Here is a 26,196-nt window from a genome sequence, read left to right on the forward strand (position 1 = left end):
AGGCTTGCCGGGCCTACAGGTGTCACCCGGCAAGATGTTGCGGCTGGCTACGCGTCTGTCCCTTTCACCCAGCGCGGCGCTTTCATAATATCGGTGAAATACCACACCAGTTCACACAGCAACCCGGTCAGGGTTTTCTCCATATCCGGCGGCAGCGACTGGCTGTTCAACAGGCGCGTTAACGCCAGGCAGTATTCACAAATCAGATCAGATTCCGGTTCGAAACACGGCGGTTCCGCAGGCAGGGTATCCACCGTGAATTGAGGGATCAGATGCGGTGGAATGACGTCATTCAATGTGGGTTGCAGCAGCATCAGGCAGGCGTTCAGACGCCCGCACATCGCGAGGCGCAGCGCCGGATCGTCGCTTTCGATCAGCGTTTCGGCAAAATGCTCGCAGTGATCCGCCAGCACGGTGAAATCAGTGTCTGCGGTGAAGGGAACGGTAAGTAACGGGTGAGTCTGGTTGAGGGTCGTAGCCATAAGGGCAGCCTCCGGTATGTGAATGTATATTCCGCCACTGAAGAGACCAATCTTACGGGTGGCGGACTGAACGGAGTTGGTCTTACCGGCCATACCGACACCGGCGCGCCTTGCAGCGCCCCCGTCCAGCCCACCATAGAGATGTAGCCAAACGCACGACATAAGAAAGACGCTTACGCGTCATATGTCGCAGGTATGATATGCAGGAGACCAATCCCGGCACCTGATTTTGCAGGCGCGGGAAGATGCTACTGTCAGACGCGATCAACGGCAAGCGGATTTGGCAGTACGGTTTGCGAGAAGGCTCGTAAATACATATCAAAAACAGTCACCCCACCTCATACCCCCAACCATCCCTCATTGCTGCCCGGCAACAAAATCATTACACTAGCGCCGTGCTCAACGGGGTGCTGCGCGAAACGCGTGTGCTGAGAAAATACCCGTCGAACCTGATCCGGATAACGCCGGCGAAGGGATTTGAGGCTACCGCTCAAGTCCTTTGCCACTCTCTTTTATTGAGGTGCAAAGTGTTAAAAAAATGTCTGCCGTTCCTGCTGCTGATTGCCGCGCCCGCCTTTGCTAAACCCGTTCTTACCGTTTACACCTACGACTCCTTTGCCGCTGACTGGGGCCCTGGCCCGAAAGTTAAAAAAGCCTTTGAAGCGGACTGTAACTGCGAGCTGAAGCTGGTGGCGCTGGAAGATGGCGTCTCGCTGCTCAACCGTCTGCGCATGGAAGGCAAAAACAGCAAAGCCGACGTGGTACTGGGGCTGGATAACAACCTGCTGGAAGCGGCCACGCAAACTAAACTGTTTGCGAAAAGCGGCATCCCGAATGATGCAGTGAACGTGCCGGGCGGCTGGAAAAACGACACCTTTGTGCCGTTCGATTACGGCTATTTCGCCTTCGTTTATGACAAAAACAAACTGAAAAATCCGCCGAAAAGCCTGAAAGAACTGGTGGAAAGCGACCAGAAATGGCGTGTGATTTACCAGGACCCGCGTACCAGCACGCCAGGCCTCGGCCTGCTGCTGTGGATGCAAAAAGTCTATGGCGATAAGACGCCGGACGCCTGGCAAAAACTCGCCGCGAAAACCGTCACCGTCACCAAAGGCTGGAGCGAGGCTTACGGCCTGTTCCTGAAAGGCGAAAGCGACCTGGTGCTGAGCTACACCACCTCCCCGGCGTATCACGCCATCGAAGAGAAAAAAGACAACTACGCCGCCGCGGGCTTCAGCGAAGGGCACTATTTGCAGGTGGAAGTTGCCGCCCGCACCGCCGCCAGCAAGCAGCCGGAGCTGGCAGAGAAGTTCCTGAAATTTATGGTGACCCCGGCGTTCCAGAACACCATCGCCACCGGCAACTGGATGTATCCGGTGACCAGCGTGGCGCTGCCCGCGGGCTTTGACCAACTGGTGAAACCGGCCACCACGCTGGAATACTCCCCGCAGGATGTTGCCGCGAAGCGTGCCGACTGGATCAGTGCATGGCAACGCGCCGTCAGCCGTTAATCCCTGGCTGGCTGCTGCCCGGTGCCGCCGCAGCCACGCTGATGGTGGCGGTGGCGCTGGCGGCTTTTTTTGCGCTGTGGATGAATGCGCCAGTAACGGACGTTGCCGCGCTGTTGCAGGACAGCTACCTGTGGCACGTGGTGCGCTTCTCGTTCTGGCAGGCGTTTTTGTCCGCCCTGCTGTCGGTAGCCCCGGCAATCTTTCTTTCCCGTGCCCTGTACCGCCGCCGCTTTCCTGGGCGGCAAATGCTGTTACGCCTGTGCGCCATGACGCTGATTTTGCCGGTGCTGGTGGCGGTGTTCGGCATTCTCAGCGTCTATGGTCGTCAGGGCTGGCTGGCGCAGATTTTCGGATCGCACTGGACGTTTTCGCCTTACGGCCTGCAGGGGATCCTGCTGGCCCACGTCTTCTTTAACCTGCCGATGGCGACTCGCCTGCTGTTACAGGCACTGGAGCAGATCCCCGGCGAGCAGCGCCAGCTTGCCGCCCAGCTCGGGATGCGCGGCTGGGCGTTTTTCCGCTTTGTTGAATGGCCCTGGCTGCGGCGGCAAATTCCGCCGGTGGCGGCGCTGATCTTTATGCTCTGTTTCGCCAGCTTTGCCACGGTGCTGTCGCTGGGTGGCGGTCCGCAGGCCACCACCATTGAGCTGGCGATTTATCAGGCGCTGAGTTACGACTTTGAACCAGGCCGTGCGGCGCTGCTGGCGCTGGTGCAGATGATCTGCTGCCTCGGCCTGGTGCTGTTAAGCCAGCGGCTGAGCAAAGCCATTGCCGTCGGCACAAATCACCTCACCGGCTGGCGCGATCCGCAGGACAGCCTGTTGCGCCGCCTCGCCGATGGCACGCTGATTGTTCTGGCCCTGTTGCTGTTGCTGCCGCCGCTGATTGCCGTGATGGTCGAAGGGCTGAATCGTAGCCTGTTGGATGTGCTGGCGCAGCCGGTGCTGTGGCAGGCGACCTGGACCTCGCTGCGCATCGCACTGTGCGCCGGGGTGCTGTGTGTGATCCTGACCATGATGCTGCTGTGGAGCAGCCGCGAACTGCGCGCCCGCCAGCAACCCTTCGCCGGGCAGGCGCTGGAGCTGTCCGGCATGTTGATCCTCGCAATGCCCGGCATCGTGCTGGCGACCGGCTTCTTTTTACTGCTTAACAACGCCACCGGCCTGCCGGACTCTGCCGACGGCATTGTGATTTTTACTAACGCGCTGATGGCCATCCCCTACGCGCTGAAAGTGCTGGAAAACCCGATGCGCGATGTCGCCGCCCGTTATACGCTGCTGTGCCAGTCTCTCGGCATGGCAGGGCTGCAACGGCTGCGCGTGGTGGAGCTGCGCGCGCTGAAACGTCCGCTGGCGCAGGCGCTGGCGTTTGCCTGTGTGCTGTCGATCGGCGATTTTGGCGTCGTGGCGCTGTTCGGCAATGACGATTTCCGCACGCTGCCGTTTTACCTTTATCAGCAAATAGGCTCTTATCGCAGCCAGGACGGGGCCGTAACGGCGCTGCTGCTGCTGGCGCTGTGCTTTATCCTGTTCACCGTGATTGAAAAACTTCCGGGTCGCCATGCTAAAACTGACTGATACCACCTGGCTTTACCATCACCTGCCCATGCGCTTTACGCTGAATATCGAGCGGGGTGAACAGGTGGCGATCCTCGGGCCGAGCGGCGCGGGGAAAAGCACGCTGTTGAATCTGATCGCCGGGTTTTTACAGCCGGACAGCGGCTCGATCATGCTGGAAAACGAGGATCACACGCGTACGCCACCGTCGAGCCGCCCGGTGTCGATGCTGTTCCAGGAAAACAATTTGTTCACCCATCTGACGGTGCGGCAGAACATTGGTCTGGGGCTGCATCCCGGCTTAAAACTTAACGACACCCAGCGCGCCACTCTCGCGGTCATTGCCGCACAGATGGGGCTGGGATCGCTGCTCGATCGTCTGCCAGATCAGCTCTCCGGCGGGCAACGTCAGCGTGTGGCGCTGGCGCGCTGTCTGGTACGCGAACAACCCGTATTGCTGCTTGATGAGCCGTTTTCCGCCCTTGACCCGGCGCTGCGTCAGGAGATGCTGGCGCTGGTTAACGAGGTGTGTCAGCGCCAGAACCTGACGCTGCTGATGGTGTCGCACAGTGTGGAAGATGCGCTGCGCATCGCCCCGCGCTCGCTGGTGATCGCCGACGGGCGCATTGCCTGGGACGGCAGCACCCAGGCGCTGGTGAGCGGGCAGTCGCCCGCCTCGGCATTACTGGGGATCGCCGCACCGTAACTCTGCCATGAGCCACGACGCAACATTTTTTATTCATAAGTGAAGAATTAACTCCATTTTATTTAAAAAACTGGAGTTAAAAATTCATTGCGTGATCGCCTTCATGCTTTTCTTCCGCGCCCTTTTCCATAATGCCGCCGCCGCACTTGTGGAGCCAAACACTCAGGAGGAAAAATGATAAAGGGATTTAACGCCAGCGCGGCACTCGACAGGCTGGCTTACTGGGCAGGCAGAATGGCGGCGCAGCGCCATCTCACGGCGATCAGGGAAGGATTTATTTTTCTGATGCCGCTGATCATAGCCGCCTCGTTTTTTGTACTCATCAATAATGTGGTACTGAATGAAAAAGCCGGGCTGATGGGACTGCTCGGTATAAAAGCCGACTGGCTTGTTCCCGCCAGAGAAATTGGTATACGCATTTACAATGGCACGCTCAATATTCTGACGCTACTCGCAACAGCGATGATAGCGTGGCGCATGGCGCTCGCGCGTGAACAGGCGGGAGCTATTCATGCGGTCTTCGCGCTGGCCTGTCTGGTGATCTTTTTCCCCCTTGAGCAGACGTTGCAGATGGCGGATCAAATCGTTCGGGTTCCCGGCCTTATCGCCGCCAGCGAAACCGCCGCCAGCGGCCTGTTTGTCGGCATCATCATCGCCCTGATAAGCAGCGAACTGTTGACGCTGGCGCAGCGCAGTCGCTATCTGGCGATCCGCATGCCTGACAGCGTTCCACCCGCTGTAGCCAGCTCTTTTAACGTTATTCTTCCCATGTTGTTGCTGCTCACCCTGTTTGGCCTGCTGGCAGTGTTAATTGAAGTATGTTTCGGCACTAACCTGCACCATCTGGTGAACGAGGTTGTGCAGGCGCCGCTGCAAAACGCATTACAAAGTCTGCATGGCGTGCTCGGCCTGCTGTTCAGCATGAATATGCTGTGGTTTTTCGGCATCCATGGCGTATCGATCATGATGCCGATCACCGAGCCAACGCTGCTGGTGGCGATCCAGGAAAACGCCGCCGCGCTTCAGCAGGGCGCTGTTCCGCCACACATTGTCACCAAACCTTTTATTGACGCTTTCGGATATATGGGCGGCGGCGGGCAGACCATCGGATTGGTTATCGCCATGCTCATCGCCTCGCGCCGGGAAGATCACCGGACCATCACCCGGCTTTCCGGCGTGCCGTCGTTGTTCAACATCAATGAGCCGATGATTTTTGGCATCCCGATTATCTTTAATCCGCTGCTGCTGGTGCCCTTTATTCTGACGCCGCTCCTGAGCGTCGGCATCGCCTGGTTCGCCACCGCGCTTGAGCTGATCGATAAAACCACCGTGCTGATCCCCTGGACCACGCCGCCAGTGCTCTCCGCATTTCTCGCCACGGGCGGGGACTGGCGCGCCGCGCTGCTGGCCCTGCTGTTGCTGATACTTTCGGTGTTGATCTATCTGCCTTTCGTGCTGGCGCTGAATCGCCAGAAACAAGCGGAACAAGGAGCATAACGGATGAAAATTGTCTGTCTGCCGCTGGATGCCCGCCCCTATAACTACGATTTTCTACAGTCGCTGGCGGCGATGGATAGCCAGCTGACGCTAGTGATGCCGCCGCGTGATTTGCTCGGTTTCCGCAAAACACCCGCCCACTTTGCCGCGCTCACCGCGTTTATCGAGGCGCATATGGCTGGTGCCGATGCGCTGATCCTGTCGCTGGATATGCTGATTTACGGCGGCCTGCTGCCTGCGCGTACGCATCATTTAACGCCAGAGGCGCTGCACGCGCGCCTTGACTGGCTGCGTCAGCTCCATCAGCGTTATCCGGCAGTAGAAATCTCCGCCTCCTCGCTGATCCTGCGTACCCCCGCCTATGATTCCGCCGAAGAAGAGCCGGATTATTATGCGCACTGTGGCCGGGCCATCTGGCAGTACGGCATTTACCGCGACCGCGACGCACAGGGTCTGCTGACGGCGGAAGAACAGCTGGAGTATCAGCGTCTGGCGGCAGAGCTGGACAGCGCAGCAAGAACGGATTTCGAACAGCGTCGGCAGCACAATATCGCCGTCACGCAGGCCGCGCTGGAGCTGGTTACTGATGGTGTGCTGGCGTGTCTGCTGATCCCACAGGATGACGCCTCGCCCTTTGGCTATACCGCCATGGATCAGCGCCAGCTTTACCGGGCTATCGCCGCGAATCGCCTGCAGGATCGCGTCTGGCTGCACCCCGGCACCGACGAATCAGGTTGTACCTTACTGACCCGGGCCTGGCTTACACGGCAACCAACGCGGCTGAAATTTGCGGTCTGCTGGTCGAATCAGGCTTTTCGGCAATTTGTGCCTGAGTATGAAGATCGACCTTTTGAAGAGAGCCTGCTCTCCCACAGCCGCGCCTGCGGTATTGCCCTTTGTGATGATCCGGCAAATGCGGACGCGCTGCTGGGCATCAACGGCTGCGGCGAGGTGATGCAGGAGGGCTGGATGCAGCAGAACAATAAAGCGCTCTCTTATTACCGTAACCGCAGCCTTACCGCCTTTTGCGACACGCTGGCTTCATGGATTGGTGGCAAACCGGTCGGCATTGCCGATGTCGCTTTCAGCAACGGCGGCGAGCGGGAGTTAATTGAAATGCTGGATCACCATCGCCTGCTGGATCGCCTCAGCGCCTATGCAGGCTGGAACATTGCCTGTAATACGCTGGGCACCGTACTGGCCGCCCTCGCCTTCGCCTGTCGCGGCGACCGCCCGCAGCAGGCACGCAATTTTATGCTGGAACGTCTGGTGTCGGACTGGGCTTATCAGAGCGAAGTGCGATTTGCGGTACAGGAAACCGTGCTGCCTGCGCTGGGCGCCAGCTATGCGCAGTTCGGCAAACACGAAGCGGCTATTCTGGCAACCATTGCCACGCGCGTTAAACAATGCTGGCAGCAGACGCTGCACAACAGTTTTTCTGGCCAGCAGCTCGTCATCGACGAGGTTCGCGCGCCCTTCAAACGGATGAGCGGCCTGGCTTTTACCGTCTCTTTAAAACCCCCATCATCGCCCAGCCGTGATTAAAGGATGTTTATGTCGATCAGTGCGTTAATTAAAATGCATCACAACCAACTCACCCGCACCGAGCAGCGGCTGGCGGATTATATTCTGGCCCATCAGCAGCAGGTGATCATGCGCAATATCGCGAGCCTTGCCAGCGCAACGCAGCTGGGCGAAGCGACGATCGTGCGCTTTTGCCGCAAGATTGGCCTGGCAGGTTTTGCGGCGCTGAAAAGAGAACTGACCGCAGAACAGCTCCAGTCGCTACAACCGCTGCCTCAAAGCGACAGTCCCGCCGAACAGCCCTCATTACTGGACGTGGCGCGTCGGCTGCATCAGCTTAATCAGGCATCGCTGGACGAAACCCTGGCGCTGCAAAGCAACGCTACCCTGGAGCAGGCGGCGACTTTGCTGCTCGGTGCCAGCCAGATCAATGTGTACGGTATCGGCATGTCGGGCATCAGCGCGCTGGAGGCAAAGTATCGCTTTATGCGCATCGGCATGCGAATTGACGCGCATACGGATAACCATACGATGCTGCTGAATTCTGCGCTGGTGGGCAAGCAGGATCTGGTAATAGGCATCAGCCATACCGGAGAAACGCGCGATCTGGTCGATGCTTTTCAGAACGCAAAGCAGAATGGCGCTAGCACGCTGGCAATCACCCGCTATTTGCATTCACCTTTAACGTCCTTTGCTGATGTCACGTTATTAACTGGAGGGTCGCAGAATCGCTATGAAAGCGATGCGTCTATGATCAAAGCATCGCAAACCTGGCTTATTGATTTGCTGTTTAATATGGCGATCTTTATTAATCAGGGACGATCGATTGATAATTTACTGGAAGTGATGAAGCGGATAGAAAAAAACGGGCCGCCTGAGCGACCCGTTTCTTAACAACAACGATTACAGCAGTGCTTTTGCCTGGCTTACCACATTGTCGACCGTAAAGCCGAACTCTTCAAACAGCTGCTCTGCCGGGGCAGATTCGCCGAAGGTGGTCATGCCGACGATAGCGCCGTTCAGGCCCACGTATTTGTACCAATAGTCAGCGATACCCGCTTCTACTGCCACGCGCGCAGACACAGCTTTCGGCAGCACGGATTCGCGGTAGGCGGCATCCTGCTTGTCGAACGCATCGGTAGACGGCATGGAAACCACGCGGGCTTTGATGCCTTCGGCAGTCAGTTTTTCCCATGCGCCTACAGCCAGCTCCACTTCGGAACCGGTGGCGATGAAGATCACCTGCGGCTGGCCGTCGCTGTCTTTCAGTACATAACCGCCACGGGCGATGTCTGCCAGTTGCTGCTCAGTACGATCCTGCTGCGCCAGATTCTGACGGGAGAGGATCAGCGCGGTCGGGCCGTCGTGACGCTCAACACCGTATTTCCAGGCTACCGCGGATTCAACCTGGTCGCACGGACGCCAGGTGCTCATGTTCGGCGTGACGCGCAGAGAGGCGATCTGCTCAACCGGCTGGTGCGTCGGGCCGTCTTCGCCCAGACCGATGGAGTCGTGGGTGTAAACCATCACCTGACGCTGTTTCATCAGCGCAGCCATACGCACCGCGTTACGGGCGTATTCCACAAACATCAGGAAGGTGGAAGTGTACGGCACGAAACCGCCGTGCAGGGCGATACCGTTGGCAATGGCGGTCATACCGAATTCGCGCACGCCGTAATGGATGTAGTTACCTGCGGCGTCTTCGTTAATCGCTTTCGAGCCGGACCAGATGGTCAGGTTGCTTGGCGCCAGGTCAGCAGAGCCGCCGAGGAATTCCGGCAGCCACGGGCCGAAGGCTTCAATCGCATTCTGGGACGCTTTACGGCTGGCGATTTTCGCCGGGTTTGCCTGCAGTTTGGCAATGAATTCATTCGCTTTCGCGGCGAAATCTTCCGGCATTTCACCTTTCATACGGCGGGTGAACTCTGCCGCTTCCTGCGGGAAGGCTTTCGCGTAGGCCGCGAACTTCTCGTTCCAGGCGTTTTCTTTCGCCGCGCCCATTTCTTTCGCATCCCACTGCGCATAGATATCAGACGGGATTTCGAAAGCGGCATGTTTCCAGCCCAGCTGTTCGCGGGTCAGCGCCACTTCCGCGTCGCCCAGCGGCGCACCGTGGGAGTCGTGAGTACCGGCTTTGTTCGGGGAACCGAAACCGATGATGGTTTTGCACATCAGCAGGGATGGTTTGTCGGTAACGGATTTGGCTTCTTCGATGGCGCGTTTGATCGCGTCAGCATCGTGACCGTCCACACCACGCACCACGTGCCAGCCGTAGGCTTCAAAACGTGCTGCGGTGTCGTCGGTGAACCAGCCTTCTACGTGGCCGTCGATAGAGATGCCGTTGTCATCATAGAACGCCACCAGCTTGCCGAGGCCGAGGGTACCGGCAAGGGAGCACACTTCGTGGGAGATGCCTTCCATCATGCAGCCGTCGCCCATGAAGGCGTAGGTGAAGTGGTCGACGATGTCGTGGCCCGGACGGTTAAACTGCGCCGCGAGGGTTTTCTCAGCGATAGCCATACCCACTGCGTTAGCAATACCCTGACCCAGCGGGCCGGTTGTGGTTTCCACACCGGCGGTGTAGCCCACTTCCGGGTGACCCGGGGTTCTGGAGTGCAGCTGGCGGAAGTTTTTCAGCTCTTCAATCGGCAGATCGTAGCCGGTGAGGTGCAGCAGGCTGTAAATCAGCATGGAGCCGTGGCCGTTAGACAGCACGAAGCGGTCACGATCGGCCCAGGCCGGGTTCTGCGGATTATGGTTCAGGAAATCGCGCCACAGGACTTCGGCGATGTCTGCCATGCCCATCGGGGCGCCCGGGTGACCGGACTTGGCTTTCTGTACTGCGTCCATGCTCAGCGCACGAATAGCGTTGGCAAGCTCTTTACGTGAGGACATTTTGACTCCAGATCGGACTGTTAAAGGCCATGCCCTGGCGACTTGACTACAGCGCGGAATGGGCTACGCCGGAAAAAAGTGACAACAATGTAACCCAAGCGGCAACTCATGTACATGGAGCATCCTTTTGCCGCTTCAGAAATCTCTGGATCATGCTCGCAAGTTGCGCAAACGCTCGCCGCCATCCCGTTCTATTCTTTATACTCAGCGCACCAGCCCGCTTCGTTCAGGCGTGGCGACTATCAAAATATGCATTAATTATTGCGGAAGATAAGACATGAAGATTCGCACAGCATTGCTTGCTCTGGGTGTGGCAACGGCGTTGACCGGCTGCCAGAACATGGATTCTAACGGCCTGATGAGCTCCGGCGCGGAAGCGTTCCAGGCCTACTCATTAAGCGATCAGCAGGTAATTGCATTAAGCGATGAAGCCTGTAAAGAGATGGACAGCAAAGCGACGATCTCCCCGGCCAGCAGCGCTTACAGCCAGCGTCTGGCGAAAATCGCCAACGCGCTGGGCGACAACATCAACGGCCAGGCCGTGAACTACAAGGTCTATGAGACGAAAGATGTGAACGCCTTTGCGATGGCGAACGGCTGCATCCGCGTATACAGCGGCCTGATGGATATGATGAACGACAACGAAGTGGAAGCGGTGATCGGCCATGAAATGGGTCACGTGGCGCTTGGTCATGTGAAGCGCGGCATGCAGGTGGCGCTGGGCACCAACGCGGTGCGCGTGGCGGCGGCGTCTGCTGGTGGCGTAGTGGGTAGTCTGTCGCAGTCGCAGCTTGGCGATCTGGGTGAAAAACTGGTCAATTCCCAGTTCTCGCAACGCCAGGAATCCGAAGCGGATGACTACTCTTACGATCTGTTGCGCAAACGCGGCATCAGCCCGGCCGGTCTGGCAACCAGCTTTGAGAAGCTCTCTAAACTGGAAGCAGGCCGTCAAAGCTCAATGTTTGACGACCATCCGGCTTCCGAAGCGCGTGCGCAGCATATTCGCGATCGCATGGCGGCAGACGGCATCAAATAAATCTGTTCGGGCGTAATTGGCGAAGCCAGTCTGGGTCAGGCCAGCGCGCAGCCACCGGAGCGTACACCCAGTACGTGAGGATGGCGAGCACTGCCCTGGCCCATAATGGCGAGTAAAATAGCCCGATTACTCGCCTTTCTTGGCGGCCTGGATATACAGCATTTCCAGTGCCAGCGTCGCGGCGGCCAGCGCCGTGATCTCAGACTGATCGTAAGCCGGTGCTACTTCCACCACGTCCATACCCACGATATTCAGATCTTTCAGGCCGCGCACCAGTTTAATGGCGCGATCGGAGGTCAGCCCGCCAATGACCGGCGTGCCGGTGCCCGGTGCGAACGCCGGATCCAGACAATCGATATCAAAGCTCAGGTAAACCGGCATATCGCCTACAATTTGCTTCACCTGAGCGAGAATGTCGTCCACGCTGCGATCGTTTACCTGGCAGGCATCCAGCACGGTAAAGCCGTTGTCTTTGTCGAACTCGGTACGGATACCAATCTGCACGGAGTGGTGCGGATCGATCAGGCCTTCTTTCGGCGCGGTGTAGAACATGGTGCCGTGGTCGAACTCGCAGCCGTTCGCGTAGGTGTCGGTGTGGGCATCGAAATGCACCAGCGCCATTTTGCCGAAGTGTTTCGCGTGGGCGCGCAGCAGCGGAAGCGTGACGAAGTGGTCGCCGCCGAAGGAGAGCATACGCTTACCGGCCGCCAGCAGTTTTTCCGCGTGGGCCTGTAATTTTTCACTCATTTCGCGCGCATCGCCGAAGGCATACACCAGATCGCCGCAGTCGACGACGTTCAGGCGCTCGCGCATGTCGAAGTTCCACGGGAAGCGGTTGTGTTCCCAGGCGAGGTTGGTGGACACCTGACGGATTGCGCCCGGCCCATGACGGCTACCGGCACGGCCGGAGGTCGCCATATCAAAAGGTACACCGGTGATCACCCAGTCAGCATCACTGTCATACGGCTGGAAATTCATCGGAAGGCGTAAAAAACCAAAGGCGTTAGATACCAGAGAGTTATCGTACTGATGACCTAAGGTGCTCATGTCTGTGACCTCTTTCGTAAAGTCGATATAAAAAAAATCCCCTCCGCGTCGTTAAACCCGACGAGAAAGGGATTAGGGGCGAAGCGGGAGTCGATTACTCGTCTTCCAGGTAGGTATACCCGTACAGTCCGGCTTCAAATTCTTCGAGGAACTGCTGTTGCAGATCCGTATCCAGATCGGTTTGTTTCACCTGATCGCGGAAATGCGTTAACAGCGTTTTTGGATCCAGCTGCACATATTCCAGCATATCGGCCACGGTATCGCCTTCGTCAGACAGCTCGACTTCCACGCTGCCATCCGGGAAGACAAACACGTCCACCGCTTCGGTGTCACCGAACAGGTTATGCATGTTGCCGAGAATTTCCTGATACGCGCCCACCATAAAGAAGCCCAGCGGCGGCGGGTTTTCCGGATCGTACTGCGGCATCGGCATGGTGGTGGCAATACCATCGCCATCCACATAGTGATCGATAGCGCCATCCGAGTCACAGGTAATATCCAGCAGCACCGCACGACGCTCCGGCACCTGGTTCAGCCCTTCCAGCGGCATCACCGGGAACAGCTGATCGATACCCCAGGCATCCGGCATCGACTGGAACAGCGAGAAGTTGACGTAAATTTTATCCGCCATACGTTCCTGCAGCTCATCGATAATCGGGCGATGGGCGCGATTGCTCGGATCCAGCTGCTTCTGCACTTCGTGGCACATGCTCAGGTAGAGCTGTTCCGCCCAGGCGCGATCCTGCAGGGAGTAAGCGCCGGAGGAGTAGCCGACGTGAATGTCGTGCAGATCCATCTGGCTGTCGTGCAGCCATTCGCGCAGGGAGCGACGGGTACCCGGCTGGTGCATTTCGCCCCAGGTTTCCCACATGCTTTGCAGCGCGCGCGGCGCGTCTTCGGACGGCGCAGTCGGCTCGGTGTATTCGTTACGCTCCACGCCGATGATGTTGGACACCAGCACGGTATGGTGAGCGGTCACGGCGCGGCCAGACTCGGTGATCACCGTCGGATGCGGCAGGCCGTGCTCTTCGCAGGCATCGCCAATCGCCCAGATAATGTTGTTGGCGTATTCGTTCAGGCCGTAGTTAACGGAGCAGTCGGACTGCGAGCGCGTGCCTTCATAGTCCACGCCCAGGCCGCCGCCCACGTCGAAGCACTGGATGTTCACGCCCAGCTTATGCAGCTCAACGTAGAAACGGGCGGATTCACGCACGCCGTTGGCGATATCGCGAATATTCGCCATCTGCGAGCCGAGGTGGAAGTGCAGCAGCTGGATGCTGTCCAGACGACCGCGTTCACGCAGAATTTCCACCAGTTGCAGCACCTGGGTGGCAGCCAGGCCGAATTTGGATTTTTCACCGCCGGAGGACTGCCATTTACCGGAGCCCTGCGACGCCAGACGCGCACGCACGCCAAGGCGCGGGATGACGTTCAGACGTTCGGCTTCGTCCAGCACGATGGCGATCTCGGACATCTTCTCGATCACCAGATAGACCTTGTGGCCCATCTTTTCGCCGATCAGCGCCAGGCGGATGTATTCACGGTCTTTATAACCGTTACAGACGATCACGCTGCGGGTCATGCCGGCATGGGCCAGCACCGCCATCAGTTCCGCTTTGGAACCGGCTTCCAGACCCAGGGGTTCACCGGAGTGGATCAGGGACTCAATAACGCGACGATGCTGGTTCACCTTAATCGGGTAGACCAGGAAGTAGTCGCCATTGTAGCCATAGGATTCGCGCGCACGTTTAAAGGCGGCGTTGATTGAACGCAGACGGTGCTGCAGGATCTGCGGGAAGCAGAACAGTGCAGGCAGACGCTGCCCCTGCGCTTCACGCGCTTTTACCAGTTCAGCAAGATCAACGCGCGCTTGCGGTACGTCAGGATCCGGGCAAACGCTGATATGCCCCAGTTCGTTGACGTCGTAATAGTTATTGCCCCACCAGGCAATATTATAGGTGCGCAGCATTTTGCTGGCTTCCTGGGAGCTCATGGCTACCTCCTGCATGGAACGTAGTACACCCTGTTCGCCTGCTGACGAAGGGGATGGCGAAGACATGTCGTCAGACATAGCGAACCTCAAACATAGTTGAAAGTGTATACCCTGTGAAATTCGGCTTACCGCAAGTCGGAATTACCCTTGCCGCACGAAAGACCGTGGATATAAAACAGTTGACTACTATCGCAGCGTAACACAGCGATAACAACCCATAAACAGGCGGAGTGGCCAGCAGACTATGCTGGTACGCCGACTGCGCGACCGGTTTCTTGTTCATATCATTTTAAAACACGTATCCGAACCAGATTATGACGGTTCAGCGAAACCACGAGAAAACCCCTGATCAACAGGAGCGCCCTTGTTCAGGTATTACAGGGCCTTACCGGCTCTGGAGTCCTGAGAAGCGCCGAGATGGGTTAAACATCGGCAGGATTGCAATGAAGATATGCAGGTAGCGGGAGTCAGATGCCCGGCCGGACGGCATGGCAGATCTAGCGGTAAACAACGGTTCATTATCTGGTATCACCTCCACGCCAACCGGGGTCTGGTCAGCGATAAGCCCAAGCGAATTTAACTGCTCAACCCGGCTGGAAGTGGCGACACGAAACGTTGTCGTGCGCTTTTTTATACCCTGGCGCAAAGCGCCGCAAGGGATAAGCCGCGTGCGGCGTTTTATACCGTCAAAGGGGGCAAAAAGCAAAATAAAAAAGCAGGCTTTGCAGGCATATAAGTAAAATTCGCCGTTGGGCTGCCATCAAGAATGCGACGAATCTCAAAAAAGGCTGGAAATGGGCTCAAGAATTGACCTAAAATAGCCGTCCAGATGTTAATCCATCTATACAGATTAACACTTAGACTTCCTGTGTCATTAACCTGCATGCCGCATCGACGGCCCCGGCACAGAGTTTGAGCTTATACCATTACCCCAGGGTGACTTAGAACATGGCAAAACACCTTTTTACATCAGAGTCTGTCTCAGAAGGACATCCTGATAAAATCGCTGACCAGATTTCCGATGCCGTACTGGACGCGATCCTCGAACAGGATCCGAAAGCGCGCGTCGCCTGCGAAACTTATGTGAAAACCGGGATGGTTCTGGTGGGTGGCGAAATCACCACCAGTGCATGGGTCGACATCGAAGAAATCACCCGTAAAACCGTGCGTGACATCGGTTATGTCCATTCTGACATGGGCTTTGACGCCAACTCCTGCGCCGTGCTGAGCGCGATTGGTAAACAGTCTCCGGACATCAACCAGGGCGTTGACCGTGCCGATCCGCTGGAACAGGGCGCTGGCGACCAGGGCCTGATGTTTGGTTACGCGACCAACGAAACCGACGTGCTGATGCCAGCGCCAATCACCTACGCTCACCGTCTGGTGCAGCGTCAGGCAGAAGTGCGTAAAAACGGCACCCTGCCGTGGCTGCGTCCTGACGCGAAAAGCCAGGTGACCTTCCAGTATGACAACGGCAAAATTGTCGGTATCGATGCCGTAGTACTTTCCACGCAGCATGCTGAAGATATCGATCAGAAAGCCCTGCAGGAAGGCGTGATGGAAGAGATCATCAAGCCGGTTCTGCCGCAGGAATGGCTGAACGAATCCACTAAATTCTTCATCAACCCGACCGGCCGTTTCGTTATCGGCGGCCCGATGGGCGACTGCGGTCTGACCGGTCGTAAGATCATCGTTGATACCTACGGCGGCATGGCGCGTCACGGCGGCGGCGCTTTCTCCGGTAAAGATCCGTCGAAAGTGGACCGCTCTGCGGCCTACGCGGCGCGTTACGTTGCGAAAAACATCGTGGCGGCGGGTCTGGCGGATCGCTGTGAAATCCAGGTCTCCTACGCGATTGGCGTGGCTGAACCGACTTCCATCATGGTGGAAACCTTCGGCACCGAGAAAATCGCTACCGAACAGCTGACCCTGCTGGTACGCGAGTTCTTCGATCTGCGTCCGTACGGCCTGATCCAGATGCTGGATCTGCTGCACCCGATCTACAAAGAAACCGCGGCATACGGTCACTTTGGTCGTGAACATTTCCCGTGGGAAAAAACCGACAAAGCAGCTGTGCTGCGTGAAGCGGCCGGCCTGAAATAATCTGCTGAAAGTCGTGTCATAAAGGCCAGCCCTGTGCTGGCCTTTTGCATTTTTACGTTTTTTCCTGGCCCATCGCGGCATCAACCAGTCTATACTTCATGCGGCCCACTTCGTCTTTTTCTGAAAGCGATTACACCGCCATTTTGCTGCTATGCCCCGCCACGTCACGCTTTCCTTGCTATTTTTATCCTGCTGTTTCATGGCGCTTCGGTTTAATCTGAATGTACTTTCACTGCGGATTTGCAAAACTATAATAATCTATTGATAAATTTAACTAATTTAACAATGGCTGTTGCCGGTGATGTGTAACCGATTACACTAGCGTGACTTACATCACATAAAACAACAACTTGCTCATCTAACATTTACATTGATAACAGTGTGACTTAACCGGAGGCGATATGCCTGATAATAAAAAAAAGGGGCGTTCTAACAAGGCAATGACGTTTTTTGTCTGTTTCCTCGCCGCACTGGCCGGACTGCTGTTTGGCCTTGATATTGGTGTGATCGCAGGGGCCCTGCCCTTCATTACCGATGAGTTTAAAATTAGCCCGCACACGCAGGAATGGGTGGTGAGTTCCATGATGTTCGGTGCCGCCGTGGGCGCTGTGGGTAGCGGCTGGCTGTCTTTCCGTCTCGGGCGTAAAAAGAGCCTGATGATCGGTGCGGTGCTGTTTGTGATCGGTTCGCTGTTCTCAGCCGCCGCGCCAAACGTCGAAGTACTGATCCTCTCGCGCGTGCTGCTCGGCCTTGCGGTCGGCGTGGCCTCTTATACCGCTCCGCTGTACCTGTCTGAAATCGCACCGGAAAAAATTCGCGGCAGCATGATCTCAATGTACCAGTTGATGATCACCATCGGTATTCTCGGCGCTTATCTGTCTGACACCGCGTTCAGCTACAGCGGCGCATGGCGCTGGATGCTGGGCGTGATCATCATCCCGGCGGTACTGCTGCTGATTGGCGTGTTCTTCCTGCCGGACAGCCCGCGCTGGTATGCCGCGAAACGCCGCTTCCATGATGCCGAACGCGTGCTGCTGCGTCTGCGTGATACCAGTGCCGAAGCGAAAAACGAACTGGATGAGATCCGCGAAAGCCTGCAGGTTAAGCAGAGCGGCTGGGCGCTGTTTAAAGAGAACAGTAACTTCCGCCGCGCCGTGTTCCTCGGCATTCTGTTACAGGTGATGCAACAGTTCACCGGTATGAACGTCATCATGTATTACGCGCCGAAAATCTTTGAACTGGCGGGTTATTCCAATACTACCGAGCAGATGTGGGGCACCGTTATTGTGGGTGTGACCAACGTGCTGGCGACCTTTATCGCCATCGGTCTGGTGGATCGCTGGGGCCGTAAACCGACGCTGACACTGGGCTTCCTGGTGATGGCGGTCGGCATGGGCGTACTGGGTACCATGATGCATGTGGGTATTGATACCCCGACCGAACAGTATGTGGCTGTCGGTATGCTGCTGATGTTCATCGTTGGTTTTGCGATGAGTGCTGGCCCGCTGATCTGGGTACTGTGTTCTGAGATCCAGCCGCTGAAAGGCCGCGATTTCGGTATCACCTGCTCTACCGCCACCAACTGGATCGCTAACATGATCGTCGGCGCGACCTTCCTGACCATGCTCAACACGCTGGGCAACGCTAACACCTTCTGGGTGTATGCGGGTCTGAACCTGTTCTTCATCGTGCTGACCCTCTGGCTGGTGCCGGAAACCAAGCATGTGTCGCTGGAGCATATCGAGCGCAACCTGATGAAAGGCCGCAAACTCCGCGAGATTGGCTCTCACGACTGATTGTTCGCCTCAGGGCGTTGCCACCCGGCAACGCCCTTCTTGCACTTCTTTTTTCACCGCACTATTCTCTGCCGTTATGAAAACCACCCGCCTTCCTATCGCCATTCAACAGGCCGTTATGCGCAGCCTGCGCGACAACCTCGCCCTCGCGAATCAGAAACTCAACCGCGCCTATCCGGAACCGGCGCTGGTGTATCAGCAGCGGGGAACTGCCGCCGGCACCGCCTGGCTGGAAAGCTATGAGATCCGCCTGAACGCGGTGCTGCTGATGGAAAATCAGCAGGCCTTTATCGACGAGGTGGTGCCCCATGAGCTGGCGCATCTGCTGGTGTGGAAGCACTTTGGCCGCGTGCCGCCGCACGGCAAAGAGTGGAAATGGATGATGGAAAGCGTGCTCGGCGTTCCGGCGCGCCGTACTCATCAGTTTGAACTGGCGTCCGTGCGCCGCAATACCTTCCCTTACCGCTGCCCCTGCCAGCAGCATCAGCTGACCGTGCGCCGCCACAACAAGATCCTGCGCGGCCAAGCCGTGTATCGCTGCGTGCACTGCGGCGAGCCGCTGGTGGCGGAGGCCTGATTTTCGGAACTTTTATGCTCTGACTGATTGCATCTGACAACCGCTTTCGCTAGGGTGCGGACACACTCAGATATGGAGCAGGCTATGTCCCGCAAACTTGCTTTCGCTGCCCTTTTACTGGCTGGCAGCCTTTCCTTTCCCGGTATTGCCGGGGGTATCAACAATTTCTCGCAGGCGAAAGCGGCCAGCGTCAAAGTGAACGCCGATGCGCCCGGCGATTTTTACTGCGGCTGCAAAATTACCTGGCAGGGTAAAAAAGGCGTCGTCGATCTGGCGTCCTGCGGCTATAAAGTGCGTAAAAACGAAAACCGCGCCAGCCGTATCGAATGGGAGCATGTGGTGCCCGCCTGGCAGTTCGGCCATCAGCGCCAGTGCTGGCAGGACGGCGGCCGCAAAAATTGCAGCAAAGATCCGGTCTATCGCCAGATGGAAAGCGATATGCATAACCTGCAACCTTCCGTAGGCGAAGTGAACGGCGATCGCGGCAACTTCATGTACAGCCAGTGGAACGGCGGCGAAGGCCAGTACGGTCAGTGCCCGATGAAAGTCGATTTCAAAGCGAAGCTGGCAGAGCCGCCAGCCCGTGCCAGAGGCGCTATCGCGCGTACGTATTTCTACATGCGTGACCAGTATCAGCTCTCTTTGTCCCGTCAGCAGACGCAGCTTTTCACCGCGTGGGATAAACTCTATCCGGTGGCCAGTTGGGAGTGTGAGCGCGACCGCCGTATCGCCGCCGTGCAGGGGCATCACAACCCTTACGTGCTGCGCGCTTGTCAGGCACAAAAGAGCTAACTTACACTGGCGCGTATTATTGAGCGATTAAACGGAAGTACTAGCATGCGTAAACCCCGCATTTATCACCCGGGATCTTTAACTGTCGGTCAGCAGGTGGCGCTGAACGATGACGCCGCCAACCATGTGGGGCGCGTACTGCGTATGACCGCTGGTCAGCAGGTTCAGTTGTTTGACGGCAGCAATCAGGTTTTTGACGCCGAAATCCTCCGTGCGGATAAAAAAAGCGTCGAGGTCAGCGTTCTGTCCGGGGAAACCGACGATCGTGAATCGCCGCTGCATATTCATCTGGGCCAGGTGATGTCCCGCGGCGAAAAAATGGAATTCACCATCCAGAAATCGATCGAACTGGGGGTAAGCCTCATTACGCCACTTTTTTCTGAGCGCTGCGGCGTTAAACTGGATGCTGAACGCCTGAACAAGAAGATCCAGCAGTGGCAGAAAATCGCCATCGCTGCCTGTGAACAGTGTGGTCGCAATGTGGTACCGGAAATCCGTCCGGCGATGGATCTGGAAGCCTGGTGCGCCGAGCCTGACGACGGCATTAAGCTGAATTTGCATCCGCGCGCCAGCGCCAGCATCAACACGCTGCCGTTGCCGGTGAGCCGTATTCGCCTGCTGATCGGCCCGGAAGGCGGTTTATCTGCCGATGAAATCGCCATGACCGCACGCTATCAGTTTACTGATATTCTGTTGGGACCACGTGTTTTGCGCACTGAAACGACCGCGCTCACCGCAATTACTGCACTGCAAGTACGCTTCGGCGATTTGGGGTAACGGAGAAAAAGAATGATTAAGCTCGGCATCGTGATGGATCCCATCGCAGACATTAACATCAAGAAAGATTCCAGCTTCGCTATGCTGCTGGAAGCGCAACGTCGCGGCTACGAGCTGCACTATATGGAAATGGCCGATCTTTACCTGACCAACGGTGAAGCCCGCGCCCGCACGCGTCTGCTCTCCGTCGAGCAAAACTACGATAAATGGTACGAATTCGGCAGCGAGCAGGATATTGACCTCGCCTCGCTTAACGTCGTGCTGATGCGTAAAGATCCGCCGTTTGATACCGAATTTATCTACGCCACTTATATCCTTGAGCGCGCCGAAGAAAAAGGCACGCTGATCGTCAACAAGCCGCAGAGCCTGCGCGACTGTAACGAGAAGCTGTTCACCGCCTGGTTTGCCGATCTGACCCCGGAAACCCTGGTCACCCGCAACAAGGCGCAGCTGAAAGCGTTCTGGGAAAAGCATCACGACATCATTTTAAAACCGCTGGATGGCATGGGCGGCACCTCGATTTTCCGCGTGAAAGAAGGCGATCCGAACCTGCCGGTGATCGCTGAAACCCTGACTGAGCTGGGCAGCCGCTACTGCATGGCGCAAAACTATCTGCCCGCCATCAAAGACGGCGACAAGCGCGTGCTGGTGGTGGATGGCGAACCTGTGCCTTACTGCCTGGCGCGTATTCCGCAGGGCGGCGAAACCCGTGGCAATCTGGCCGCCGGTGGCCGTGGCGAACCGCGTCCGCTCAGCGACAGCGACTGGGATATCGCCCGCCGCGTCGCCCCGACGCTGAAAGCCAAAGGGCTGATTTTTGTTGGTCTCGACATCATTGGTGACCGTCTGACCGAAATCAACGTCACCAGCCCGACCTGCATTCGTGAAATCGAAGCCGTCTTCCCGATCTCCATCACCGGGATGCTGATGGACGCCATCGAAAAGCGTCTTGGTCAGTAATCCGCTCTGACGATCCGGCGGGAGGGAACCCGCCAGTGTCTGACTAGTGACAGCACGCTGCTTTCCCCGCATACTGGACGCTTGCTGCTTTTTTGAACCGGAAACAGAACCTTGACAATGAATTTACAGCATCACTTTCTGATTGCCATGCCTGCTCTCCAGGATCCCATCTTCCGTCGTGCTGTTGTCTACATTTGCGAGTACAACGATGAAGGTGCAATGGGGATCATCATCAATAAGCCGCTGGAAAACCTCAAGGTTGAGGGTGTGCTTGAGAAGCTTAAAATTCAGCCTGAATCGCGCAATCCGGCGATCCGCCTGGATAAACCGGTGTTCCTCGGCGGCCCGCTGGCGGAAGATCGCGGCTTTATTCTGCATACGCCACCGGCAAAATTCGCCTCCAGCATCCGCATTTCCGATAACACGGTGATCACCACTTCCCGCGACGTGCTGGAAACCTTAGGCACCGATGACCAGCCGACAGACGTGCTGGTGGCGCTGGGCTACTCCTCCTGGGAGAAAGGCCAGCTGGAGCAGGAGATCCTCGACAACGCCTGGCTGACCGCCCCTGCCGATCAGAATATCCTCTTCAAAACGCCGATCGCCGACCGCTGGCGCGAGGCCGCAAAACTTATCGGCATTGATATTTCAACCATGCCTGGCGTTGCGGGGCATGCGTAATGAGCGGCACCTTACTGGCGTTTGATTTCGGAACGAAAAGCATCGGCGTGGCGATTGGACAGCGCATCACCGGCACCGCCCGGCCACTGACCGCCATCAAAGCACAGGACGGCACGCCGGACTGGAAGCTAATTGAAAAGCTGCTGAAAGAGTGGCAGCCGGATGAAGTGGTGGTGGGCCTGCCGTTAAATATGGACGGCACCGAACAGCCGCTGACCGCCCGCGCGCGCAACTTTGCCAATAAGATCCACGGCCGTTTCGGCGTGAAGATCCAGTTACACGATGAGCGTCTGAGCACCGTGGAAGCCCGTTCCGGGCTGTTTGAACACGGCGGCTTTCGCTCGCTCACCAAAGGCAACGTCGATTCCGCTTCGGCGGTGATCATCCTCGAAAGCTACTTCGAACAACATCTCTGAGCCATGCCTGTAGTCATCACTATTATTTGCATTGAGGGAACTTATGACACAGTTGTCAGTACAAGAAAAACCTGCTTATTTGCAGGGCCGCGTTATTTTTGAACGCCCTGCAAATCTGGCTTCTTTCCAGTTTCGTGGAAAATTAAACACAGTAGGTGCCTTCAGTTACGCGAACCGGGACACCATGGTTTATGACACTGACATTGGTCGTTATACATCTATTGCACATAAAGTGCTCATTTCCCCACCGGAGCACCCTGTAGATTGGCTAAGCACAAATGGTTTTGCCTTTGGCGATCAGGGAGTATTCAATTGGAGCCCTGAATTTAAATCAATTTGCTCTTCCGAAACTTATGCATCCAATGATATCAGGACAACAATTGGTAATGATGTCTGGATTGGCGCAAACTGTTTTATCAAACGGGGGCTTACGATTGGCGATGGTGCAATTATTGCGGCGGGTGCCGTCGTCACTAAAGATGTGCCCCCTTACAGTATTATGGCCGGGATACCGGCACGCTTATTACGCATGCGTTTCACAGATGACATTATTAACCGCCTGACCACATTACAGTGGTGGAAATACTCATTAGATCGAGAAATTACAGGTGAGATCAAATACTCCGATATCAGATCATCATTAAAACGTCTTGAAACATTAGTGGCAGAAGATAAGCTGCCATACTTTTCCGCATCAACAGTTGAATTAACTCGTTAATCCCTTGAGGGAGATGATTCCCTCGATCGTCCTCACACTTTGCGGCCATGCTTTTTGCATTTCGCAGAGTGTATCTATAAAAGAAACAGTGTATCCCAATTTCAGTACTCACTCTTTTTGCGTGAGCTGGATACAGAGCTGGTTTAGCGCCTTCAGACGGGTGGCGACCTGTTCATCTTCAGGGTGCCACATACCGGCAAAGGCCAGCGCCGCAGAGTGAAAACCGAGCGGGCGGGCCATTGAGACTTCGCCGTCCTCGTGATGCCAGATCACGCGTCCGAGCGCGCGCTGTTGCGCCACATGCGGACCGAGCTGCTGCCACTGTTCCGGAGAAAAACGCGCTATCAGCGCCTCGTCGCTTTCCGCCGCCAGCAGCGACATGCCGATGACGGATTGCCAGGCGGGCAGCATATGAAAACCCGCCAGCGCCTGGCTGCCCTGTCTGTCGGGACTGGAGTGATAGATATAAATCACCTGATCCTCCCAGAGCACGCCCATCGCTACCACGATGTCTTTCGGGGCGTGGCGCTCCAGCAGCGGCAACGCCTGGGAAAAGAGCGCTGAACCGCGGATGGCCTGCGCCGCCAGCGCGTGAATGCCGGGACCGGGGAGATAACGCCGCTGTTCGTCCTGCATCGTCAGGCCAATGGACGCCATGGTCATCAGCAGACGGTTAACGCGGGTGGTATTGATGCCCATCAGGCGCGCCAGTTCGCGACAACCTATGGCCCGGCCGCTGGAGACGAGGTATTGCAGACAGCGAATGCCGTCAATCAGGCTTTGATTCGGTTGAGACGACATGAGCGGCACCCATTCCATTTTTGCGTTCTGAACGTCGATTTTACCGCCAGTACAGAAGGAAACAAGATAATGAAAATCTTTCCCCAGCGCGATGCGAGAACCTTCCCTACGGTGCAGCTGAAAACCGACCTGCTGGTGGCCGGCGGCGGGCTTGCCGGACTCTGCGCGGCGCTGGCCGCCGCGCGCGACGGCTTGCAGGTAGTGCTGATCCAGGACAGGCCGGTGCTGGGAGGTAATGCCTCCAGCGAAGTACGGCTGTGGGCTAACGGCGCGACCTCGCATATGGGCAACAATAACCGCTGGTCGCGGGAAGGCGGCATCATGGGCGAGATCCTCGAAGAGAACCTCTGGCGCAACAAAGAGGGTAACCCGGTGATGTTCGACCTGGTGCTGCTGGATCTGGCGAAAAGCCAGCCGGGGCTGACGCTGCTGCTTAATACTGCGGTGTTTGAAGTGGAGGCGTATCAGCAGTGTATTCATCAGGTCAAAGCCTTTAACCCGATCAATGAAACCTTTTATGAGGTGGCCGCCAGCCAGTTTTGCGATGCCACCGGCGATGGCGTGCTGGGCTATCTGGCGGGCGCGGAGTACCGCGAAGGCGCGGAAGAGATGGCGGAGCTGGGCGAAAAAATGGCCCCCGGCGATAACTTTGGCCACAAGCTCGGCCACTCGATCTATTTCTATACCAAACAGACTGACGGCCCGGTGCAGTTTGTTCCGCCCTCTTTCGCGCTGCCTGATATTACCGCTATCCCGCGCTATAAGCGGCTGACCTCGACGCTGAACGGCTGCGATCTATGGTGGCTGGAATGGGGCGGACGGCTCGACACCGTGCACGAAAGCGAAGCCATCAAATGGGAACTGTGGAAAATCGTCTGGGGCGTCTGGGATCATATTAAAAACTCCGGCCAGTTCCCGGAAGCGGCCAACATGACCATTGAGTGGGTGGGCGCCATCCCCGGCAAGCGCGAAAGCCGCCGGTTTGTGGGCGACCATCTGCTGTGCCAGCAGGACATTATTGAGCAGCGTGACCACTACGACGCCGTGGCCTACGGCGGCTGGTCGATTGATTTGCATCCGGCTGACGGGGTGTACAGCACGCACGACGGCTGCCGACAGTTTCACAGTAAAGGCACCTATACCATTCCTTATCGCAGCCTTTACAGCCGCTCGCTGGATAACCTCCTCCTGACGGGACGCCTGATCTCCGCCACCCACGTCGCCTTTGGCAGTGCGCGGGTGATGTGCACCTGCGGCTTGCTGGGCGAAGTGGTGGGCCGCGCCGCCGCGCTGTGCCACCAGCAGGGATTTACTCCGCGCCAGCTCGCTGATCGTGAAAACATTGGCACGCTCCAGCAGCATTTGCAGGCCACTGGCTGTTATATCCCGCGCCAGCAGTTGATCGACCCGGCGGCAGGCGCCAGCGTGAGCGCCAGTAGTGAATACCCGCTCAGCCAGCTGCCGTCCAACGGCGCCTGGCAGTCGCTCTCCGCCAGCATGGCGCTGCTGCTGCCGATCAGAGCCGGGGCGTCGCTGCCGGAACTCACCTTTACCCTGCGCGCCGGTCAGCGCCGGACGGTGAACGTAACGCTGATGGGCAGCGCCCGCTCCGGCAACTTTACGCCGGAACTGCATTATGACCAGTGCGTGCTGCATGTCGCCGGTGAAGGCGAGCATTGCTGCTCCTTCCGCTGGCAGAGCGATCGCGATCAGTATGTTTTCGTCGCCTTTGACGCGCAGGATGACGTGGAAATCGCCCTTACCGACACGGCACTGCCGGGCATAATGACAGTCTTCAACAGCCTGAATGCCCGCGTCGCGAAGCAAACCCGTCAGGTCGCCGACGGCGATTACGGCGTCGATGAGTTTGACTTCTGGCTACCGCGCCGCCGTCCGCATCAGGTGATGCCCGCCCTGCGACTGGATCCGCCGCTGCGCTGTTTCAGCCCAGATAACCTGCTTAACGGGCGGCTGCGCCCGGAACAGTACAGCAACGCCTGGGTGCCCGACGCGCAGGATCCTGCGCCCCAGGTAACCTGGCAGTGGCCCGCGCCGCATACTTTCCGGCATCTGACATTGGTACAGGATCATGACTTTGATAACGCTATGGAGACGGTGCAGATGGGCCATCATCAGGCCGTGACGCCGCACTGCATTACCCATTATCGTCTGTGGGCCGATGAGCGGTTGCTTGCCGAGGTGCGCAACAATCACCGTTCCGTCTGCGAACACCATTTCGAGGCGCCGCAAACCGCACAGCGCATCCGTCTGGAGATCGTCGCCACCGCCGGGGCGCTGCCCGCCGTTTACTCCCTGAACGTGCGCTGA

24 protein-coding genes and 1 riboswitch are annotated in these 26,196 nt (G+C 57.2%); of the genes, 17 read left to right on the plus strand and 7 right to left on the minus strand.

Annotated features, from left to right (window positions below):
- Window positions 1-47 precede the first annotated feature (47 nt).
- Window positions 48-482 carry a hypothetical protein gene (locus ACQUTD_RS12195; RefSeq protein WP_473276268.1) on the minus strand — a complete coding sequence of 145 codons (435 nt, stop codon included), beginning with the start codon at window positions 480-482 and terminating at the stop codon, window positions 48-50.
- A gap of 393 nt (window positions 483-875) precedes the next feature.
- Window positions 876-976: riboswitch (TPP riboswitch) on the plus strand.
- Between the two features lie 33 nt (window positions 977-1,009).
- Here ACQUTD_RS12195 and thiB point away from each other — a divergent pair.
- The 6 genes from thiB to ACQUTD_RS12225 all read left to right on the plus strand — a co-directional run bounded on the left by thiB (window position 1,010) and on the right by ACQUTD_RS12225 (window position 8,170).
- Window positions 1,010-1,993, plus strand: a complete 984-nt coding sequence (thiB, locus tag ACQUTD_RS12200) for a thiamine ABC transporter substrate binding subunit (protein WP_318363851.1) — start codon at window positions 1,010-1,012, stop codon at window positions 1,991-1,993.
- Window positions 1,969-3,570: a thiamine/thiamine pyrophosphate ABC transporter permease ThiP gene (gene thiP, locus ACQUTD_RS12205; RefSeq protein ID WP_473276271.1), complete on the plus strand. Its 1,602-nt coding sequence runs from the start codon at window positions 1,969-1,971 to the stop codon at window positions 3,568-3,570. Before thiB ends, thiP begins: the two co-directional genes overlap by 25 nt.
- The gene (gene thiQ / locus ACQUTD_RS12210) at window positions 3,554-4,255 is read left to right on the plus strand and encodes a thiamine ABC transporter ATP-binding protein ThiQ (protein ID WP_072570558.1); all 702 of its coding nucleotides are present in this window, start codon (window positions 3,554-3,556) and stop codon (window positions 4,253-4,255) included. Before thiP ends, thiQ begins: the two co-directional genes overlap by 17 nt.
- Window positions 4,256-4,429: 174 nt before the next feature.
- Complete coding sequence (locus ACQUTD_RS12215) at window positions 4,430-5,752, plus strand: PTS sugar transporter subunit IIC (RefSeq protein ID WP_321988602.1); 1,323 nt, start codon at window positions 4,430-4,432, stop codon at window positions 5,750-5,752.
- Window positions 5,753-5,755: 3 nt separating this feature from the next.
- Window positions 5,756-7,297 (plus strand): DUF4127 family protein, encoded by a 1,542-nt coding sequence (locus ACQUTD_RS12220; RefSeq protein ID WP_473276275.1) that lies wholly within the window; start codon window positions 5,756-5,758, stop codon window positions 7,295-7,297.
- Window positions 7,298-7,306: 9 nt separating this feature from the next.
- Window positions 7,307-8,170, plus strand: a complete 864-nt coding sequence (locus ACQUTD_RS12225) for a MurR/RpiR family transcriptional regulator (RefSeq protein WP_158684883.1) — start codon at window positions 7,307-7,309, stop codon at window positions 8,168-8,170.
- A gap of 9 nt (window positions 8,171-8,179) precedes the next feature.
- Here ACQUTD_RS12225 and tkt read toward each other — a convergent pair whose 3' ends face one another.
- A complete protein-coding gene (gene tkt / locus ACQUTD_RS12230; RefSeq protein WP_473276279.1) occupies window positions 8,180-10,171 on the minus strand; it encodes a transketolase in 1,992 nt (663 codons plus the stop codon).
- A gap of 277 nt (window positions 10,172-10,448) precedes the next feature.
- Here tkt and loiP point away from each other — a divergent pair, with 277 nt between their 5' ends.
- Window positions 10,449-11,207: a metalloprotease LoiP gene (loiP, locus tag ACQUTD_RS12235; RefSeq protein WP_072570549.1), complete on the plus strand. Its 759-nt coding sequence runs from the start codon at window positions 10,449-10,451 to the stop codon at window positions 11,205-11,207.
- A 126-nt stretch (window positions 11,208-11,333) separates the two neighbouring features.
- On the opposite strand, the gene speB is transcribed toward loiP, so the two are convergent.
- The 4 genes from speB to ACQUTD_RS12255 all read right to left on the minus strand — a co-directional run bounded on the left by speB (window position 11,334) and on the right by ACQUTD_RS12255 (window position 14,766).
- The gene (gene speB / locus ACQUTD_RS12240) at window positions 11,334-12,254 is read right to left on the minus strand and encodes an agmatinase (protein WP_072570548.1); all 921 of its coding nucleotides are present in this window, start codon (window positions 12,252-12,254) and stop codon (window positions 11,334-11,336) included.
- Window positions 12,255-12,348: 94 nt separating this feature from the next.
- Complete coding sequence (gene speA, locus ACQUTD_RS12245; protein WP_072570546.1) at window positions 12,349-14,325, minus strand: biosynthetic arginine decarboxylase; 1,977 nt, start codon at window positions 14,323-14,325, stop codon at window positions 12,349-12,351.
- Window positions 14,318-14,530, minus strand: coding sequence for an acid stress response protein YqgB (yqgB, locus tag ACQUTD_RS12250; protein WP_158684882.1), 213 nt, complete (start codon window positions 14,528-14,530; stop codon window positions 14,318-14,320). The genes speA and yqgB overlap by 8 nt, the downstream gene beginning before the upstream one ends.
- 92 nt (window positions 14,531-14,622) lie before the next feature.
- Window positions 14,623-14,766 carry a hypothetical protein gene (locus ACQUTD_RS12255; protein ID WP_442778374.1) on the minus strand — a complete coding sequence of 48 codons (144 nt, stop codon included), beginning with the start codon at window positions 14,764-14,766 and terminating at the stop codon, window positions 14,623-14,625.
- A 429-nt stretch (window positions 14,767-15,195) separates the two neighbouring features.
- On the opposite strand from ACQUTD_RS12255, the gene metK reads away from it, so the two are divergent.
- The 9 genes from metK (at window position 15,196) to ACQUTD_RS12300 (ending at window position 23,067) form a co-directional block, all read left to right on the plus strand.
- On the plus strand, window positions 15,196-16,350 hold the full coding sequence (gene metK, locus ACQUTD_RS12260) for a methionine adenosyltransferase (protein WP_318374589.1): 1,155 nt from the start codon (window positions 15,196-15,198) through the stop codon (window positions 16,348-16,350).
- Window positions 16,351-16,751: 401 nt separating this feature from the next.
- Window positions 16,752-18,146, plus strand: coding sequence for a sugar porter family MFS transporter (locus ACQUTD_RS12265; RefSeq protein WP_072570541.1), 1,395 nt, complete (start codon window positions 16,752-16,754; stop codon window positions 18,144-18,146).
- Between the two features lie 76 nt (window positions 18,147-18,222).
- Window positions 18,223-18,723, plus strand: coding sequence for a SprT family zinc-dependent metalloprotease (locus tag ACQUTD_RS12270; protein ID WP_072570539.1), 501 nt, complete (start codon window positions 18,223-18,225; stop codon window positions 18,721-18,723).
- Between the two features lie 84 nt (window positions 18,724-18,807).
- Window positions 18,808-19,515: a deoxyribonuclease I gene (gene endA / locus ACQUTD_RS12275; protein WP_072570537.1), complete on the plus strand. Its 708-nt coding sequence runs from the start codon at window positions 18,808-18,810 to the stop codon at window positions 19,513-19,515.
- 45 nt (window positions 19,516-19,560) lie between these two features.
- Complete coding sequence (gene rsmE, locus ACQUTD_RS12280; RefSeq protein ID WP_072570535.1) at window positions 19,561-20,292, plus strand: 16S rRNA (uracil(1498)-N(3))-methyltransferase; 732 nt, start codon at window positions 19,561-19,563, stop codon at window positions 20,290-20,292.
- Window positions 20,293-20,304: 12 nt separating this feature from the next.
- The gene (gene gshB, locus ACQUTD_RS12285; RefSeq protein ID WP_072570533.1) at window positions 20,305-21,252 is read left to right on the plus strand and encodes a glutathione synthase; all 948 of its coding nucleotides are present in this window, start codon (window positions 20,305-20,307) and stop codon (window positions 21,250-21,252) included.
- Between the two features lie 117 nt (window positions 21,253-21,369).
- A complete protein-coding gene (locus tag ACQUTD_RS12290) occupies window positions 21,370-21,933 on the plus strand; it encodes a YqgE/AlgH family protein (protein ID WP_318363841.1) in 564 nt (187 codons plus the stop codon).
- Window positions 21,933-22,349, plus strand: coding sequence for a Holliday junction resolvase RuvX (ruvX, locus tag ACQUTD_RS12295; protein WP_473276289.1), 417 nt, complete (start codon window positions 21,933-21,935; stop codon window positions 22,347-22,349). Before ACQUTD_RS12290 ends, ruvX begins: the two co-directional genes overlap by 1 nt.
- A 43-nt stretch (window positions 22,350-22,392) precedes the next feature.
- On the plus strand, window positions 22,393-23,067 hold the full coding sequence (locus tag ACQUTD_RS12300) for a DapH/DapD/GlmU-related protein (protein WP_473276293.1): 675 nt from the start codon (window positions 22,393-22,395) through the stop codon (window positions 23,065-23,067).
- A 108-nt stretch (window positions 23,068-23,175) separates the two neighbouring features.
- Here the strand turns inward: ACQUTD_RS12300 and ACQUTD_RS12305 are convergent, their stop codons facing one another.
- The gene (locus ACQUTD_RS12305; protein WP_473276297.1) at window positions 23,176-23,868 is read right to left on the minus strand and encodes an IclR family transcriptional regulator; all 693 of its coding nucleotides are present in this window, start codon (window positions 23,866-23,868) and stop codon (window positions 23,176-23,178) included.
- A gap of 69 nt (window positions 23,869-23,937) precedes the next feature.
- On the opposite strand from ACQUTD_RS12305, the gene ACQUTD_RS12310 reads away from it, so the two are divergent.
- Window positions 23,938-26,196 carry an FAD-dependent oxidoreductase gene (locus ACQUTD_RS12310; RefSeq protein ID WP_473276300.1) on the plus strand — a complete coding sequence of 753 codons (2,259 nt, stop codon included), beginning with the start codon at window positions 23,938-23,940 and terminating at the stop codon, window positions 26,194-26,196.

The organism is Enterobacter sp. K510, from assembly GCF_055804875.1.

Bases quoted from the DNA above. Each gene is read 5' to 3' on its own strand.
- ACQUTD_RS12305 (WP_473276297.1), bottom strand. From the start codon at position 23,868: ATGTCGTCTCAACCGAATCAAAGCCTGATTGACGGCATTCGCTGTCTG.
- tkt (WP_473276279.1), bottom strand. From the start codon at position 10,171: ATGTCCTCACGTAAAGAGCTTGCCAACGCTATTCGTGCGCTGAGCATG.
- ACQUTD_RS12255 (WP_442778374.1), bottom strand. From the start codon at position 14,766: ATGAACCGTTGTTTACCGCTAGATCTGCCATGCCGTCCGGCCGGGCAT.
- metK (WP_318374589.1), top strand. From the start codon at position 15,196: ATGGCAAAACACCTTTTTACATCAGAGTCTGTCTCAGAAGGACATCCT.
- rsmE (WP_072570535.1), top strand. From the start codon at position 19,561: ATGCGTAAACCCCGCATTTATCACCCGGGATCTTTAACTGTCGGTCAG.
- speB (WP_072570548.1), bottom strand. From the start codon at position 12,254: ATGAGCACCTTAGGTCATCAGTACGATAACTCTCTGGTATCTAACGCC.
- ACQUTD_RS12225 (WP_158684883.1), top strand. From the start codon at position 7,307: ATGTCGATCAGTGCGTTAATTAAAATGCATCACAACCAACTCACCCGC.
- ACQUTD_RS12290 (WP_318363841.1), top strand. From the start codon at position 21,370: ATGAATTTACAGCATCACTTTCTGATTGCCATGCCTGCTCTCCAGGAT.
- gshB (WP_072570533.1), top strand. From the start codon at position 20,305: ATGATTAAGCTCGGCATCGTGATGGATCCCATCGCAGACATTAACATC.
- thiQ (WP_072570558.1), top strand. From the start codon at position 3,554: ATGCTAAAACTGACTGATACCACCTGGCTTTACCATCACCTGCCCATG.
- loiP (WP_072570549.1), top strand. From the start codon at position 10,449: ATGAAGATTCGCACAGCATTGCTTGCTCTGGGTGTGGCAACGGCGTTG.
- yqgB (WP_158684882.1), bottom strand. From the start codon at position 14,530: ATGAACAAGAAACCGGTCGCGCAGTCGGCGTACCAGCATAGTCTGCTG.
- ACQUTD_RS12220 (WP_473276275.1), top strand. From the start codon at position 5,756: ATGAAAATTGTCTGTCTGCCGCTGGATGCCCGCCCCTATAACTACGAT.
- ACQUTD_RS12265 (WP_072570541.1), top strand. From the start codon at position 16,752: ATGCCTGATAATAAAAAAAAGGGGCGTTCTAACAAGGCAATGACGTTT.
- ACQUTD_RS12270 (WP_072570539.1), top strand. From the start codon at position 18,223: ATGAAAACCACCCGCCTTCCTATCGCCATTCAACAGGCCGTTATGCGC.
- thiP (WP_473276271.1), top strand. From the start codon at position 1,969: ATGGCAACGCGCCGTCAGCCGTTAATCCCTGGCTGGCTGCTGCCCGGT.
- ruvX (WP_473276289.1), top strand. From the start codon at position 21,933: ATGAGCGGCACCTTACTGGCGTTTGATTTCGGAACGAAAAGCATCGGC.
- ACQUTD_RS12215 (WP_321988602.1), top strand. From the start codon at position 4,430: ATGATAAAGGGATTTAACGCCAGCGCGGCACTCGACAGGCTGGCTTAC.
- ACQUTD_RS12300 (WP_473276293.1), top strand. From the start codon at position 22,393: ATGACACAGTTGTCAGTACAAGAAAAACCTGCTTATTTGCAGGGCCGC.
- ACQUTD_RS12195 (WP_473276268.1), bottom strand. From the start codon at position 482: ATGGCTACGACCCTCAACCAGACTCACCCGTTACTTACCGTTCCCTTC.
- speA (WP_072570546.1), bottom strand. From the start codon at position 14,325: ATGTCTGACGACATGTCTTCGCCATCCCCTTCGTCAGCAGGCGAACAG.
- ACQUTD_RS12310 (WP_473276300.1), top strand. From the start codon at position 23,938: ATGAAAATCTTTCCCCAGCGCGATGCGAGAACCTTCCCTACGGTGCAG.
- endA (WP_072570537.1), top strand. From the start codon at position 18,808: ATGTCCCGCAAACTTGCTTTCGCTGCCCTTTTACTGGCTGGCAGCCTT.